We start from the raw sequence: 15,925 nt of genomic DNA on the forward strand, positions 1-15,925 counted from the left end.
GTAAAAGCTATTCTTCTATAAATCTTCTGAAGTCTACGGGGAATTTTACTATAAATTTCAAACAATATTTCTATCCCGAAATATTATACTACAAAAAGGTTAGAAATAGTTTAGAAAATGATTGGGATCAGATAAATATTGCCTTTAAATCGATGACGAAGCCCTCAAACATTCCAACGGCAACGGCAAATACATCTTCTTTTGTATATACGTTTTGGATTTGGTATCGTTGCCCGTCATTCAATGTGTGGATTTCAACCGTTTCATTCACCGGATCGATAATCCAGTATTCTTTCACTTTGGCTTGCTCATATAGGCGGTATTTGATTAATTTATCCATTCGGTGCGTGGATGGGGACAAAATTTCAATAAGCAAATCAGGGCTTCCATTGCATCCTCTATGATCGATCTTGGAGGAATCACAGATCACGGTCAAATCCGGTTGCACGACATTCGACACTTGATCGTCAGCCTTATCTTCAGACAACAGACGAACATCAAGCGGTGCGCTATACACTTTACAGGATGTATTTCGCAGAAAGAGTGTAAATTCGGTCAGCAGTTCTCTTACAATATCCTGGTGTCTGGGTGATGGTGCGGGAGACATACTGTAGGGAATCCCGTCAATCAGTTCGTATCGCTCTTCCATTGTCCAATTTAAGTAATCTTGGTATGTGTAGCGTTTACGCGGGTCGTGCAGGCTCATACGTGCCATTCACCTCGATGCGTGGATTGGTTGTAACTATAGTATTACTGTACCATATCGAAGCGGCCTTTCCCCAATGAAATATCGGAAAAAGGCCGCTGATTGATTTCTTTTGATGGATGCCTGCTTAAAACATCGTGCTTAAAACATATGAAATATCACATCTCGATTTTTTGATCATGAAATAGAGAAGTTGATCGCATGGATTCCTTTTTCATCTTCTTCGTTTCCACCATAAAGTAAATCACCGGAATCAAAAATAATGTCAAAATCGTAGAAGCGATCGTCCCGAACATCAAGGAAATGGCCAAGCCCTGAAAAATCGGGTCGAACAAGATGACAAATGAACCTACTACAACGGCTGCTGCAGTCAGAATAATCGGTTTCGCCCGGACAATTCCCGCTTCGATCACGGCCTCTCCGATCGAAATTCCTTCCTCTCGCCGCTGATTGGCGAATTCTACAAGCAGAATGGAATTTCGTACGATAATTCCCGCCAGTGCAATGACGCCGATCATGGATGTGGCCGTAAAGAATGCTCCAAACATCCAATGTCCCGGAATCACGCCGATTAATGTCAAAGGAATGGGCGACATGATGATCAGCGGCGTCAGGAACGATTGGAACCAGCCGACGATCAGCAAATACATGATGATCAAGGCAACCGCATACGCAATTCCCATATCGCGGAATACTTCAAATGTAATTTGCGATTCGCCGTCCCATTTGACGCTGATTCCATTTTCCAGCCAGGGCTCAGTCGTCAGGTATTGCTTGATATGTGTGCCGTCATTCGTTTGAATGGCGCCGATTTTATTCCACATGGCAGCAATGGAATATAAAGGACTTTCCGTATATCCGGCAACGTCGCCATATACATATGTAACGCTGCGCAAGTTTTTGCGATATAAAGGCTGCTCAATCGTACCCTTTTGAATATCGGCAATCTCCCCAAGCGGCACCAATTTTCCTTGTGGCGTCGGAATTTGTATGCTCTTTAATGCTTCGATGCTGGAACGGTCTGCTTTCGGAGGCTGCACCTTGATCACGACCGGATCTAGTTCATGGGCCGGATGCAGAAGTCCTACTTGAGCGCCTTGCAGCATCATTTGCAATGTATTGACAACTTCTTGGTCGGTAATTCCATTTAAACGCGCTTTGTCATTGATCGTAAAACGGTATTCCGGTTGTGCGGCTACCATCGATGTGTCGACATCGACAACGCCTTTTGTTTCGCGGAAGATTTTTTCTGCTTGCTTTGCGACTTGGTATTGCTCTTGTTTATCATTGCCGTAAATTTCTAATACAATCGTATCCTGCACAGGCGGTCCCGGCGGATCTTCCACTATCTTTGCATTTGCATGAAATTTCGCCGCAATTTGTTGAATCGGTCCGCGAATTCGTTTCGCAATATCGTGGCTTTGCTCTTGACGCAGATTTTTGTCAACCAAATTAACCTGAATATCGGCGACGTTCGGACCTTTTCGCAAATAGTAATGGCGAACCAATCCATTGAAATTAAATGGAGAGGATGTGCCTGCATACATTTCATAATCCGTAACTTCCTTGACCGTCGCCAGGTAATCGCCGATTGCTTTGGTGGCGTTCGTCGTTTCTTGCAATGTGCTGCCGGCCGGCATGTCGATCACCACTTGCAGCTCACTCTTGTTGTCAAACGGCAACATTTTTAACGGAACCGCTTTTGTGTAGAAAAGGCTTAGGGATCCGGCTAACAACACGATGATGCTCAAGAAGAATATGGTCCGTTTCCCTTTTTGATATAGAAACATTTGAATGATGTTTGCATATCGGCGCGCAAATCCCTTCAACTCATAAACAGCAGGTTGTGCCGGCTCCAACATGTGGCCGTCCGGTTTTTTCAGAAAACGATAGGCAAACCATGGCGTGACGACAAATGCGACAAGCAAGGAAAACAGCATGGAAACAGACGCATTGATCGGAATCGGAGCCATATAGGGTCCCATCATCCCTCTGACAAAAGCCATCGGCAGCAATGTCGTAATCACGGTAATGGTAGCAAGGATCGTCGGGTTGCCGACTTCATTGACGGCAAGCACAGCAGCTTTCATGGGAGGATGCGCGCCGCGATGAAACCAGCGGTGAATGTTTTCCACTACCACAATCGCGTCATCGACCAGGATACCGATGGCAAAGATCAAGGCAAACAAAGTCACCCGATTTAACGTATAGCCATACATTTCACTTAAAAACAGGGCCATTGCCAGCGTCACAGGTACGGCAACACCGACAACCAACGCTTCCCGCACGCCCAGGACGACTCCGATCAACAGCACCACGGAAACGGTCGCGATCAGCAGATGCTTGATCAACTCATTGACTTTGTCCTGGGCGGTTGCCCCATAATTGCGGGTGATCGTCACATGTACATTATCAGGAATGACTTTGCCTTTTAAGTCGTTGATTTTTTTGATCACTTTATCGGAAAGATTGACGGCATTTGTCCCCGGCTTTTTTGACACATCAATCGTAACAGCCGGATAGGTATGGCCTGGCTTTTCCGTAATTCCTTTTTCCGCAGCCTGCGGTCCGGGTGCGAAAATTACGTAATTCTGCCGTGTGCCCGGACCGTCTACGATTTTGGCTACGTCTTTTACATAGATCGGACGGTTATCGTACACGCCGATGACCAGGTTTGCGATCTCATCTTTGTTTGTCAGATACTGCCCCGTTTTTACTTGATTGTTTGTGTTGCCTTGGTCAAACGTACCGGCAGGCAAGGATTGGTTGGCTTGGTTTAACGTTTGCTGGATGGCTAACGGCGATACATGATACGCTGCCAACTGTTTCGGATTGACTTCAATGCGCATTTCCCGCTGTTTGCCGCCGATCACAGTTGTTTTTGCGACATTTTGAATCTTATTGACTTCATCACTCACGACTGTCGAAATTCTGCGCAACGAATAGTCATCCATTTGATTGCTCCAGAGCGTAAAGGAAACAATCGGCACATCGTCAATCGTCTTGGGTTTTACAAGGGGCTGTTGCGCACCTTGCGGCAATGCGTCTACGTTGGACATGAGCGCATTATAAAGCCGTACGAGACTCTGATCGAGGTTGCTGCCGACTTTGAAACGAGCCGTTATCATGGCCATGCCCGGATTCGAAGTCGAATACAGATATTCAACGCCATTGACTTTCCATAGTTTTTTTTCCATGACTTTGGTAATGCGATTTTCTACGTCATGCGCGGTCGCTCCAGGATAGGGAATATATACGTCAACCATCGGGACGGAAATTTGCGGTTCTTCTTCCCGCGGTGTCGTCATGACGGCAAACATCCCCATCAATAACATGGCAACTACCAACAAGGGTGTCAGTTTGGAATTGATGAACATGCGGGCGATTTTGCCGGCGATTCCAACCTTATCCGATTGTGCCTGTTCTTTGTGACTCATGATGCAGGCACCACCTTTTCCTGATCGGTGATTTTATCGACCGGGCTGATGACAACTTTGTCTCCGACATTGAGTCCGCTCAACACTTCCACATTGCCGTTTTGTGAGCGGCCAAGATTGACATAGCGCAAATGGGTAATGTCCTTGTCATCAACCACAAAGACACCGGTAAATTGTGACCAGCGCACGATCGCCGATTCAGGAACGAACATTCCTTTCTCGCTTCCATCGGGAACAGCTGCTTCTCCATACATTCCACTGACGATATCTTGTGATGATGGAAGTAAAATTTTCACTTTAAATTTGCGTGTATTGGGATCTACGTGCGGAACGATTTCCGCCACGGTGCCTGTCAAAGTTTTTTTATCCGTGCCAATTGTGACAGGAATTTTATCGCCAAGATGAATATTGTTTTGTTTGCTTTCATCCAGATAAACCTCAAGATAATAGGGAGGCTTCTCCACTTTTACCAGCGGCAGGCCTGGGGAAGCCATGTCTCCTATATTAACGAGGGTATCAATAAATTTCCCGTCAAACGGTGCAAGTATCGTGGCATCGCTTTGCGAAATGGACGCACTGGCATACGCGGCTCCTGCTTGCTGGATTTGTGCATCTGTCTCGCCAATCCTGCTTTTCGCAGCAGCAACAGACTGCAACGCCTGCTTATAAGCGGCCTCGGCAGAATCGACATTGGCCGTGGCTTTATCTACGGCAGCCTGCGCGCTTGTGTAATTGGTTTTGGCATTGTCATAGTCTTGTTGGCTGGCTGCACCCGCTGCCAAAAGACCGGATATGCGGTCGAAATTTGTCTTTGCATTGGTGAATTGGGCCTGTGCGGCTTGCAAGGCAGCATTTGCCTGTTGGATTTGTGTATGTACCTGATCTGCAGCCGATTGGGCAACCTTAATCGATTGATCAACCGTTTGCTGGGTTGCCTGTGCAACGGCGATACCGGCTTTTGCCTGGTCTGCAGTTGCTGCAACCTGGGATGAATCCAGCAGTAGCAATGGCTCTCCCTTGTGAATGATTTGCCCCTTTTTGACCAGTATATTTTTTACAGTAGCCATGATTTTGCTGGAAATTGTCGTATTCTCCTGTGAAACCACAGTACCAGGCACACTCAAAGTCGACTGATACTGATTTCCTTGTATTTTCAGGAGTTTGACACCTTTTACTTCTTTCATCTCAAGCTGTACATTGCCCGGACGAATTTTATGTGTGAAAAAACCGCCAAGTATAAGTATAAATGCCGAAACAGGAAGCACCAAAAAGAATATGATTTTTTTCCACTTCATTGCAACCGTCCCCCTAATTTTAACTTTTTCACAGAGAAAAGTTTTAATCGGATCTCCCTTTTAATTTGTGTGACAGAAAACAAATCCAAATCGTTTACATACCCACATAGGTATATTATATGCTGTATGTCGTTATGTAAAGAATTTTTTTCAACTTCATCAAGTTTAAAAATGCAAAAACAAATCTGCACTAGCTGCCTCGTTTAAAATCCATTTGATCGGTTTGCTTTCGACATTCCAATCTGTGTCAACCGCATCTTGATCTACGATAATAAATCTGACTCCCATTTCGGAGGCGATGGATAAAAGTTCTTGAATGGAAGGTGCGCCAAAATCACTTAATGCATTTGCCAAATATCCTCTTCCTTTTGAAGGAATGGGAATATAGTTGGAATTGAGAATATCTACGCCGTCTCTGGCAAAAGCCAGAACAACTGTCGCACCTGATGATACTGCGCCAACTGATATATTTAAAGGAGGATACGCCGACTCAAGATCACTGTGCAATGCCATGATAACAACCTTTTTTGTATTCAATTCCATCCCCCATTAATAACTTAATACTGCATCAGCTTCATACGCATAATTCAAGAATGTAACAACTCCCGCAAATTCTACTCCTTCGAAACACTTTAATTTGCTTGCCAGCATCACATTCATTTGACATGCAAACATTTTTACTCCTGACAGCAAGGCGGATTTTAGAAGAAGCAGAATGTCAGTATTCATTTCTTGAGTCATTTCTCTTGCAAAATCTTCATCCAATACTCTTGCTCCATCCAGGTCGAAAAAAATCATGATTTCCTCATTTTTCGACTTTTCTATTGCCTCGAAAAGAACTATTGGCGCATTTTCACTTTTCGTCACAAAATAGATCGTCCGTTTTTCAGCCATGAATTCACACCCTGTTCTTTTTTTTCAATGAGATAACAACATATTGAAAAATTCTCTTTATAACATTTGTTTTATATTATTACTAATTATACCCTGGTATGTATATGAATACTATACAAAAATGAGGATGTCCCAAAAGGGTGACTCTGAATGAGACAGTCCCAAAATATGAATAAAGAAGCCTCCAAAACCACTACAAAAGTGGAAATGGGGGCTTCTTGTATAAATTATTAGCTAAAGTGGGACGCCAAAAATCTAAAAATGGCTTTTGGAACAGCCTCATCTGTATCAATTCTATGGAACTTTATTGAAGATAGGTACGAATATTGGACTCCGGTTGAAATCCGACCAATGGATCCTGTGGTTTGCCATTTTTGAATAAAATCAGCGTCGGCAGCCCCATGACGTTATATCTTCCCGGCAATTCCGGATTTTGATCGGCATCGACATATGCAAAATGAATATTGCCATATTCCCCTTCCAGTTTTTCGACGACTGGCCCCAGCCGTTTGCAATACGGTCACCAGTCAGCGGAGAAAAAAGCGAGCACCGGTTTATCAGATTTTAACAATTCGTCAAATTGCATTTCGTTTACATGTTTCATTGCACCATTCTCCCTTACTCGAATTTATGTTTCCACCAACAGTTTATGTTTCCAGCAAGCCTGACCATTCTTCAGCTGCAATCAAATCTCTGTATAGTTTTCCCTTCTCGATAGAAACCCATTCATACAAAACGAGACTCCTCTTTATTTGCTGACTTGATTCACCACTTTTTTATGACCGGGAAAGACTCTTGTCAAGGTCAACACGGTGCCTAACGCACCCAATGCCACTGCTCCCCAGAACGTGTACGCGGATGCTTTTGAGAAACCTGTTACTGTTTGCAGATTATTTCCGGAGATCTGCAGGAACAATACAGTGACGGCTACACCGGAAACCCGGCCAAAATTTCGGACTGTGGCGATTAGACTGCCTGTCAATCCCGACTTCTCTATCGGTACACTCTCAAGTACGGCAACATTATTCGGTGAAGTAAACAAACCCATGCCAAGTCCGAACACTGACATGGCAGCCACAATATCGAAATACGACGACGATGGATCCAGACGGGCCATCATCCATAAACCGACCGTGCCAACAAGCATGCCCAATGCGGTCGGCCAATTCGTGCCAAATCGATCCGCCAAATATCCCCCTAACGGCGAGAACACAATCATGCCGATCGCCTGTGGAGTCAACAACAGCCCAATATGAGCAGTTGAAATGCGCAACACATGATGCATATATAGCGGCAATACAAAACCGGGGAACATCATCATTACATATGACAAATATCCCACAATATTTCCAATGGAAAACGTACCTGAACGAAAAAGTGAGAGCTCAATCACAGGATCGGGTGATCGCAACTCTTGCCATATGAATAGCCCAAGTGCGATGGCACTCATTGCAAATACCGACAAGCTCGTATAGCTGCCCCATCCCCACGTCTGTCCCTCCGATAGAAATAACATGAGACTGACAATGCCGATAAAAAACAGGAATGCACCCAAAACGTCAAATTTTCGGGTTTGCCTGTCGGAACAAATATCCACAAGCACAAAAATCGATGCAATGACAGACAATAGGCCGATCGGCACATTCACCCAAAAGATGGACCGCCATCCGAATAATGCAATCAACATCCCGCCAAGAGATGGTCCCACAATGGTTCCGGCTGCAACCACGCTGCCAACGAGCCCAAGCGGTCTGCCCCGCTGTCCGGCCGGAAAAATGTATGCAACAATCGACATCACATTCCCCATAATGATCGCTCCGCCAATCGACTGAAGGGCGCGAAACAAAATCAACTGTCCAATACTCAAGGAAAATGCGCATAGAACAGATCCCGCCGTAAAGATGGCAACACCACTTATGAAAATATTCTTTCTGTTCAACCTGTCTGATACGTTCCCAACAATCGGCAAAATCCCTGTTATTACTAGCAAATATACGGAGATCACCCACTGCAGCAATTGTGGACCGACATGAAACTCTCTCTCCAGAACCGGCAAAGCCACATTCATGATGCTGCTGTCCACATTCACCATAAATGTCCCACTTACCACCGTCGCGAAAACACTCCACCGATACCATGATTTGGCCGACTGCCGTTCCGCCCAACTAATCGGATTTCTCATAGGATATCTCGTCTCCAGTTGCACGTTCATGATTTTTCAAGCTCTCGAATTGCCGAATGAAATATTCCAGATTTCTCTTTCGGAGACATATATCCTCATACCACAAGATTAGTTCCTGTAAGCCTTCCTCGGTGATATGGTAGATCCGTTTGGCTGGCCCTGTATCTTCTGTATTCCAGTATGAAGTTAAGGATCCCCGCTCCTCCAGATCGCGCAAAACCCGGTACACCGCCCCGCTATCGATTTCCCATTGTAAAGGCATCATATCGGAAATACGGTTCCACAATGCTCCTCCATGTGCATCGCCTTCTGCCAGGAATAAGAGTAAAAACGCAGGCAAATGCCGATTTTGCTTTCTTGACACCCCATCTTTCGCCATATCTTAGCTGCAGCCTCCATGATCAATCCCGCTGTCAGGATCGACTGCGGGATCTTACAATTTCAAATCCAATTCCTAATTTCAGTCAGTCTCATCACGCCATGACTTTTGATCCGAATTGCGCCATATGTTTTTTGACTTGCGCAAGTGCTTCCTCCGGCAATTCTTTTTCACCGCCCAGTACACGAGCATTCAGCACCAATTCCGCTGCTTCATCCAACGTTGCCAACAGGTGTGCCGTTTGCATCGGATTCGAGGTAAACGCAAGCACTCCATGATTTGCGAGCAACACGGCAGGAAGTCCGGGGTGCTTTTCGACAATCTGAACAATCCCTCCTACAGACGCTTCCGATCCCCTCGGTGCCCAAGGAACCACAGGAATCGGTTCGGTGATGCCAAACCGCACCAATGGTTCATACGCTACAGGAATTGCTTGATGCGCCACTGCAAATGCGGTCGCATGCGGAGCGTGTACATGCATGATGCTTCCCACAGATTCCCTGGCACGATACACCGCTGTATGCATCTCGACAATCTCCGCCGTGACGGAATCGATCTCGCCTTCAACCGTTTCCCCCTGCAGCGTCACCGTTGCAAAATTCGATTCGCTGAGATTGGCGATACTGCCCCCACGTGTGATAACTACAAGATCTCCTTCGATGCGCGCAGACAAATTGGCATGTTCCCCCCGAAACAAAACACCGGAAGCGGATAGACTTTTAGCCGCTTTTATTAATTCCGCTCTTGCTGAATCTGCATGTAAAAAGGTCATTTGAATGCATCCCTTCTAAACTAACTTTCATTTTAATACTATACTGTAATATACAGTATAGTATTAAATATAGTCAATACACTTGAATTATCAGTTATAGAGTCTCCAACGAAAGTAAAGATAACAATATATACAATAAATTTAATTGACCAAAATACCTAATAGGGTATATATTGGAAATAATAAAAGCAATAGTTTATTATACCTGCGTTTGCTTTATATCTAATTTTTGGGGTGATTAATGTGTACGTAGTGAATGGAAAGGGAAATCTGATTCGCTTGCTGGCAGGAATTTTCATTTTGGGAAGTTTGATATTGGCTGTTTTTGTAAATCTTTATTGGCTGTTATTTACTGCTTTTGTCGGTGTGAATTTGATTATTTCTTCTCTTACTGGCTTTTGTTTAATGGAAAAAATTTTAATAAAACTTGGCACGAAAAAAAATAAGATTTCTTTTTGAATCTTCATTACGCATAATTTCAGCACATAATCACGGCTGTACAGCTGTATATTTTACTGAAATATCGCTTTAAAAAAGAGTCATCCTTATGTTCAGTTCCTTGTTTCTTGTAATGGGCAATCTCATGGGAGCGGTTTGGTGTAACGAAAGTGCAATGATGGTTTTGTTGACCAACAATACTCAGATCTGTTGGATAAAACGAAAGCTAAGAATTTAACCAATATGTACTTATACGAAGCGTATGTACGCGATTTAAAAGAAATGTATCCAAATTTGATCATTTTCCGACCGAAGCGAAACGTTGGGGCGTAGTGCGGTATAAATTATCGTAAAGGGAGTTGCCTCTTCGTACTTGTATACTGTACGGGAAGGATTCCCGTCTATATAATGGTGATAGAAACGTCTAAGGTGGTGGACCTAATGGATTCAAGAATTATTCGATATAGAAATGAAATTTTGCAAACGGCTAGTAAATACCAGGTGAAAAACGTTCGGATTTTCGGATCACAGGTACGTGGTGAGGAAAAGGAAAATAGTGATCTTGATTTATTGGTCGAATTTGAGAATCCGAACCTTATTCAACGGATTTCTCTAAAACAGGAGCTTGAAGACTTGTTAGGAATGCCTGTAGATGTTCTTACTGAGGCAACTGTCCATCCGATGCTGAAGGATCGTATAATGCTAGAGGCAGTGCCTCTATGATGAATCTAACAGATCAAGTGTATCTTCGAGACATTCTTGACTGTATTGAACGGATTGAATTGTATTGTAAAGATGGACGTGAAGTATTTATGAATTCCATCCTCATCCAAGATGCGGTTATTCGAAATTTTGAAATAATTGGAGAAGCCAGCAAACAGCTTTCATGTGAGTTAAAATCAGCAACCTCACATATTCCTTGGCGACAAATGGGTGATTTTCGAAATTTACTCATTCACGATTATGCTAAAGTGGATATGGCAGAGGTTTGGTCTGTTGTTGAAAATGATCTTGATAGCCTCAAACAAGTTATCAAGACGCTTTTAAATGATCTTTTATACTAACTTTGGTGTTGGCTAGCACTACCATCATAAGGGATATACAGATGTTTTTAGACGTTTTTCTATACTTTAGCTAATTATTCATGTGTCAAGTACTAATATTTGCGTTGAGCCATTTTTTTGAAATTTCTTTAAGCATAGTCACAACCATACGTTTCACTAAATATCTCCTGAATCCGTAACAGCTTTTCAGTTAATGTTTTAGAAATGGATAAACACTCTAATTCTTGTCTGAACTATTGAAAATAGCATATGGTTTACTGGTTACTATGACTGTGAATCTTCTTCGACTTATTGCTTTTTGGGGCAAACTCGGATTTTGGCAATATCAAACTAAACCCTCTAAACTTATTTTTTTGAGAAGGCATTAGATATCTACGTGCTTGTCGTAAATCTCTTTACGAAGAAGCAGTCGTATACATTTGCTTGACCGTATGAAACCACGGACAGTAACAGCCAAATCGCAGTTTCCATTTACGAGCGTGTCGAACCAAGCGAGCTGCAAGATAAATCATGTTTTGAATGACCGTTCGAATCCGTCGGCGCTGAACAGACTTTTTGAGTGGCGAGAATGGTGTTTGCAAGCTTTGTTGGCCGATGATCCGTAGCAAATTATAGGCGAATACACCCGCATGCAGGATTACGTCATTCGTTTTAAATTTGCCTGCCGGCAGCCGTTCCATATCAAGATCTGTCTTGATTTCGCTGTGAAATTGCTCGCTAGTTCCGTGATCATGATACAATTCAATGACTTGCCAAGCGGAACAGGTAAGGGATGTCCAATAGGTATCGACTTCAATTTCCGGCACGAACAACACTTGTCCGTCTTTGGTGATCGTACGTTCCGTCACTTGAAATACGACACGAACCGACTGTTGCATTTCTTTCACGTAAAGGGAAGTCGAACCGATGTACACCTTTTTCCCTTCCCGTTGTTCACAGCAGATTCCTTTGGTTTGAGCGACCGTAAGCCACTCTTCGCGGGATTCCTTGCGTAAGTTGCGTTTGATAATGTAGTCTGCTTTTGTTTCTTCTGCATGGCACACGACAAGATTGTCCTTGCTGTCATTGCCCGAATCTAGGCGAACCAATAGAGGCTGTTCTGTGATCATGCGGGCATAGTGAATGCTCTGGCTTAGAAAGGCGGGTGTCCCATTTTGGCAATGTTGCTTGCCTTCCCGTAATTCGACGTTCATGTTGTATCCTTCCCGAGCCAGATAAGCGAAGATGGGTGCGTAACCATCAAACGCCTTGTACGTTCGGGAAGTGCCTTCCTTTTTGGTCTTGGAGTTGTCAAAGGGCGAAACATCTACATCAAGCGGAAGAAACTGTTGTTCTGTCCCATCGGGCAGTCGGATCATAATTGGAGTAAGGGGAACGTTGATGGTTTTCAATAACGTCGCCGACTCTTCCTTCAATATCGTTTGCCAATCCGCATCTTCCGATGCTCCCGCCATATCAAGACGCTGACGCAGTGTGGGACTGGAAGGAACCAATTTCAAGTCCAACGAGAGGGCAAAAAAATCATCTTCACGGAAAGGCTCGATGGCATCGAAGTCGTTCTTGCCTTGACAAAGCAGACCCAGATAGGAAGACATGATGTCGCCGTTGGAAATGTCAGGAGAACGAACTCCGTCGAGTTTCGTATGATCCAATCGTTGTGTCAATCGGGTTTGTGCAATCAATTGGCCTATGGCAGCAAGTCCCGAATGCGAAGTCAGGTATTCATTGGATTGTTCAAATTCAAAATGTACCGGCATATAATGGACACCCCTGTGGTGAAGTTTGTTTATGTAAGAAAAAAACTCGGTTTTCTCCATTATACGTATTAAATCTCTGTTATTCTATTGTTTTCATAAAAGTAATTTCACGGATTCAGGTATCTCTTTTAGAATAATTATGAATTTTTGAAAACCACTCTCATACTATCCCTCAAAATATTCAACATTTTTCACATTTTCTAAAGGAATTTTAGTTTTCCAAACAGAATACATATTTTATAGTTAAATGGAAAATTGAGGTGGTCAAAGAAATGAAAGTAAAATTACTCGTATCATCTGCAATTATTGCTTTATTATTGATTCCTGCAACCACAACATATGCTTGCAGCCAAGGGAAAACGATTGCTGATTTGTCAACTGCCGATTCCTGGGCAATCAATGCCATTACTGATGTAGCCAAAATCGGCTGGATGAGCGGCGATACCAGCGGCAATTTCCGTCCTCATGACAACATCAATCGCCGGGAAATTGCAACAATTATTACAAAGATTATGAAATTGGATACACCGAATGTACAGTTTTTATCTTATACCGACGTGACTCCCTCCGATTGGGGATTAAAATACATCGAAGCGGTACGTAAGGCAGGCATCATGAGCGGCAGCGGCGATCATTTTCGCCCGAATGATTTAATTACAAATGAAGAGTTTGCTGTTATATTGACAAAATTGGCTCATCTGCAGATTACTAATACCAGCACACTTTCGTTTATTGATCAAAACATCCCTTTTGCCGATAAAGACTCGATTCAGGCTTGGGCAAAACCGTATGTTGAGGCTGTAGCCGACAAGGGACTCATGACAGGTGATGGAACCAGATTCAATCCGCAGCATCAAATGACTCGTGAAGAAGTGGCAATCATTCTAGACAAATTAGCGAAATATAATGGAAACGTTGAACTTTACTGTGGAACTTGGTCAACAACTATTGCCAATCAAAGTTTCTATTTAGTCATTGACGATCAGGGAAATTCAAAAACCTTGTCTCTTTATAATGGAGATCCTTCTTCTAATAAACCATACTTTACATTACCTGTGACATTTGTTAGTGGCTCTTCCACATTCGATACAAACGATTACACAGGCAGTATTCAGTTAAACGGTGATACGATCAATCTTACCCTTACAATTAAGTCGTCGAATCCCATTACCATCTTTGGCGGGAAGCATTTTACAGGAACGTTTAGTCAGAAAAAATGATGTATGCTTGAAAATAAATTCCACTTTATTTGTTCGAAATATGATACACGGCGTTCCCTTATGATATCCTTTACCTTGGATGTGTTCCATGGTAAAGGTTTTTTCTATTACAAAAGTTCATCAAAAAAGGAGCTTGCAACATGACGATCCATTCTTCTCATAACGATGAGATTCAAGATGAAATTCAAATGGTTTTTGAAACTTTTCAAAGAAAAAATTATTCACATGCTGAACAAATGGCAATTGATTTTCTAAAAAAGTTTCCATTTCATGAACAAATGTTAAAATTGCTTGGCGATATTTTATTAGTGCAAGGATTAGGACAAATGGCAAAACAGGTGTATGAGCGAGCTTACTTATTCCATCCGCAAGCAACATGGTTTCAAAGTGTACAATCGACACTGCAAAAATCACCTGCCGGTGAAAATAAAGTAAACGTAGAAAATCTTCTTGCTATCAAATCAACTACGACTGTTGCAGCTGCTATTTTAACTAAAAATGAAGAGCGCTGCATAAAAAGATGTATAGAAAGCTTGCTTGATGCAGTCGATGAAATCATACTGATCGACACAGGTTCCTCAGACCGAACTGTGGAATTTGCCAGGAATTTTGCTAAAGTAAAAATTCTATCTTTCAAATGGTGCGAAGATTTTTCAGCAGCTCGTAATTTCGGTTTGAAACAAATTGAAAGCAACTGGATACTTTGGGTTGACGCAGATGAGTATTTACATCCCGAGGATGTCGAACTTGTGAGAGAATCAGCCGCTCTTCTTGAAACATATGAACCTACCCCACTTTTGCATCCTGTCATATGGAATGTTATGGAGCAATCCATATCCGTAAGTTACTCTGTTCCGCGTATGTTCCCTATACGAGGCAATTTACGGTTTCATGGAAGAATTCACGAACAAATCGGACCGAGCGATGGAAATCGCTATACGAATTTGCGTACACACGACTTTTTTGTCCGTTTTCGTTTGGTTCATGACGGTTATGATCCCAAACAGGTGAATTTGCAAGAAAAATTAGAACGTAATATTCGATTATTATCCATGATGACACAGGAAGAGCCGGACGACCCTACTTGGTGGCTATATTTGGGCAGGGAAGTTCTTGCAACAAAACAGATGGAAAAAGGAATTTCCTATCTCTTGAAAGCAGAAGAGAAAGGAAAGATAACAAGAGGTTTTGGTGCACTTCTTGAAATTCAGCGACTATTGGTTCAGGCGTATATGATCCTCGAAGATTATTCAAGCATTGAAAATACTTGCAACCGCATGCTGCAAACAGATCCTGATTTTCCAGATACATATTACTATTTGGCATCCATGCAAATTGAAAAAGCAAAACTGCTGTATCAGATCGCGGAAGAAAATGTATTAAAAGCAAAAGAAACGTTTCACAACTATCTTGGGTTAGTGACAGCTACTCAGGAAATTGCCGATTGGAAAGCAGACTTACTATTAGCAAACATATTCACCAAGACCGGAAGGCTATACAACGCGAAAAAATTATATCAGGATGTAGCAACAAAAAGTCCGGTATATAAAACTGCAATTGAAGGCCAAATAGAGGCAATCCATCAAGAAGCGCAACGAATCGTCAAGGAATCGTAATGATTCGATGGTAGACCATGATTAAATAAAGATTATAGATGATTATAAATACCTATAAATGAGCAAATTCGCTTCCATTTCTTTACCAATTAAAAACAATAGAGACATTTGTCCTCTCCTGTGGTATAGATTAAGTTACCACACAAAACCATACCTGGAGGATTC

At 42.7% G+C, this 15,925-nt stretch carries 15 protein-coding genes; 5 read left to right on the forward strand and 10 right to left on the reverse strand.

Going from position 1 to position 15,925, the window contains the following annotated elements; genetic code table 11:
• Window positions 1–127: 127 nt before the first annotated feature.
• The 9 genes from LSG31_RS04420 to LSG31_RS04460 form a co-directional block, all read right to left on the reverse strand.
• Window positions 128–706 (reverse strand): Uma2 family endonuclease, encoded by a 579-nt coding sequence (locus LSG31_RS04420; protein ID WP_347438192.1) that lies wholly within the window; start codon window positions 704–706, stop codon window positions 128–130.
• Between the two features lie 158 nt (window positions 707–864).
• Window positions 865–4,143 (reverse strand): efflux RND transporter permease subunit, encoded by a 3,279-nt coding sequence (locus LSG31_RS04425; protein ID WP_347438193.1) that lies wholly within the window; start codon window positions 4,141–4,143, stop codon window positions 865–867.
• A complete protein-coding gene (locus tag LSG31_RS04430; protein ID WP_347438194.1) occupies window positions 4,140–5,438 on the reverse strand; it encodes an efflux RND transporter periplasmic adaptor subunit in 1,299 nt (432 codons plus the stop codon). The genes LSG31_RS04425 and LSG31_RS04430 overlap by 4 nt, the downstream gene beginning before the upstream one ends.
• A gap of 165 nt (window positions 5,439–5,603) precedes the next feature.
• Complete coding sequence (locus tag LSG31_RS04435) at window positions 5,604–5,975, reverse strand: peroxiredoxin family protein (protein WP_347438195.1); 372 nt, start codon at window positions 5,973–5,975, stop codon at window positions 5,604–5,606.
• Window positions 5,976–5,987: 12 nt separating this feature from the next.
• Window positions 5,988–6,332: a DsrE/DsrF/DrsH-like family protein gene (locus LSG31_RS04440; RefSeq protein ID WP_347438196.1), complete on the reverse strand. Its 345-nt coding sequence runs from the start codon at window positions 6,330–6,332 to the stop codon at window positions 5,988–5,990.
• Window positions 6,333–6,636: 304 nt separating this feature from the next.
• Window positions 6,637–6,837: a thioredoxin family protein gene (locus LSG31_RS04445; RefSeq protein ID WP_347439440.1), complete on the reverse strand. Its 201-nt coding sequence runs from the start codon at window positions 6,835–6,837 to the stop codon at window positions 6,637–6,639.
• A gap of 243 nt (window positions 6,838–7,080) precedes the next feature.
• On the reverse strand, window positions 7,081–8,514 hold the full coding sequence (locus LSG31_RS04450; protein WP_347438197.1) for an MFS transporter: 1,434 nt from the start codon (window positions 8,512–8,514) through the stop codon (window positions 7,081–7,083).
• Window positions 8,498–8,893 (reverse strand): PadR family transcriptional regulator, encoded by a 396-nt coding sequence (locus LSG31_RS04455; protein WP_347438198.1) that lies wholly within the window; start codon window positions 8,891–8,893, stop codon window positions 8,498–8,500. The genes LSG31_RS04450 and LSG31_RS04455 overlap by 17 nt, the downstream gene beginning before the upstream one ends.
• Window positions 8,894–8,987: 94 nt before the next feature.
• Window positions 8,988–9,665, reverse strand: a complete 678-nt coding sequence (locus LSG31_RS04460; protein WP_347438199.1) for a class II aldolase/adducin family protein — start codon at window positions 9,663–9,665, stop codon at window positions 8,988–8,990.
• A gap of 243 nt (window positions 9,666–9,908) precedes the next feature.
• Between LSG31_RS04460 and LSG31_RS04465 the strand changes: the two genes are divergently transcribed.
• The 3 genes from LSG31_RS04465 to LSG31_RS04475 all read left to right on the forward strand — a co-directional run bounded on the left by LSG31_RS04465 (window position 9,909) and on the right by LSG31_RS04475 (window position 11,167).
• Window positions 9,909–10,124, forward strand: a complete 216-nt coding sequence (locus LSG31_RS04465) for a YgaP family membrane protein (protein ID WP_347438200.1) — start codon at window positions 9,909–9,911, stop codon at window positions 10,122–10,124.
• 420 nt (window positions 10,125–10,544) lie between these two features.
• Window positions 10,545–10,826 (forward strand): nucleotidyltransferase family protein, encoded by a 282-nt coding sequence (locus LSG31_RS04470; RefSeq protein ID WP_347438201.1) that lies wholly within the window; start codon window positions 10,545–10,547, stop codon window positions 10,824–10,826.
• Complete coding sequence (locus LSG31_RS04475) at window positions 10,823–11,167, forward strand: HepT-like ribonuclease domain-containing protein (RefSeq protein WP_347438202.1); 345 nt, start codon at window positions 10,823–10,825, stop codon at window positions 11,165–11,167. The genes LSG31_RS04470 and LSG31_RS04475 overlap by 4 nt, the downstream gene beginning before the upstream one ends.
• Before the next feature lie 395 nt (window positions 11,168–11,562).
• On the opposite strand, the gene LSG31_RS04480 is transcribed toward LSG31_RS04475, so the two are convergent.
• Window positions 11,563–12,924, reverse strand: a complete 1,362-nt coding sequence (locus tag LSG31_RS04480; protein ID WP_347438203.1) for an IS1380 family transposase — start codon at window positions 12,922–12,924, stop codon at window positions 11,563–11,565.
• Between the two features lie 272 nt (window positions 12,925–13,196).
• Between LSG31_RS04480 and LSG31_RS04485 the strand changes: the two genes are divergently transcribed.
• Together LSG31_RS04485 and LSG31_RS04490 are read left to right on the forward strand one after the other, a co-directional pair.
• Window positions 13,197–14,144 carry an S-layer homology domain-containing protein gene (locus LSG31_RS04485; RefSeq protein WP_347438204.1) on the forward strand — a complete coding sequence of 316 codons (948 nt, stop codon included), beginning with the start codon at window positions 13,197–13,199 and terminating at the stop codon, window positions 14,142–14,144.
• Window positions 14,145–14,284: 140 nt separating this feature from the next.
• Entirely contained in the window at window positions 14,285–15,760 is a 1,476-nt protein-coding gene (locus LSG31_RS04490; protein ID WP_347438205.1) for a glycosyltransferase, read from the forward strand.
• Window positions 15,761–15,925 lie beyond the last annotated feature (165 nt).

The sequence above is a fragment of the Fodinisporobacter ferrooxydans genome, from assembly GCF_022818495.1.
Lineage (GTDB): Bacteria > Bacillota > Bacilli > Tumebacillales > MYW30-H2 > Fodinisporobacter > Fodinisporobacter ferrooxydans.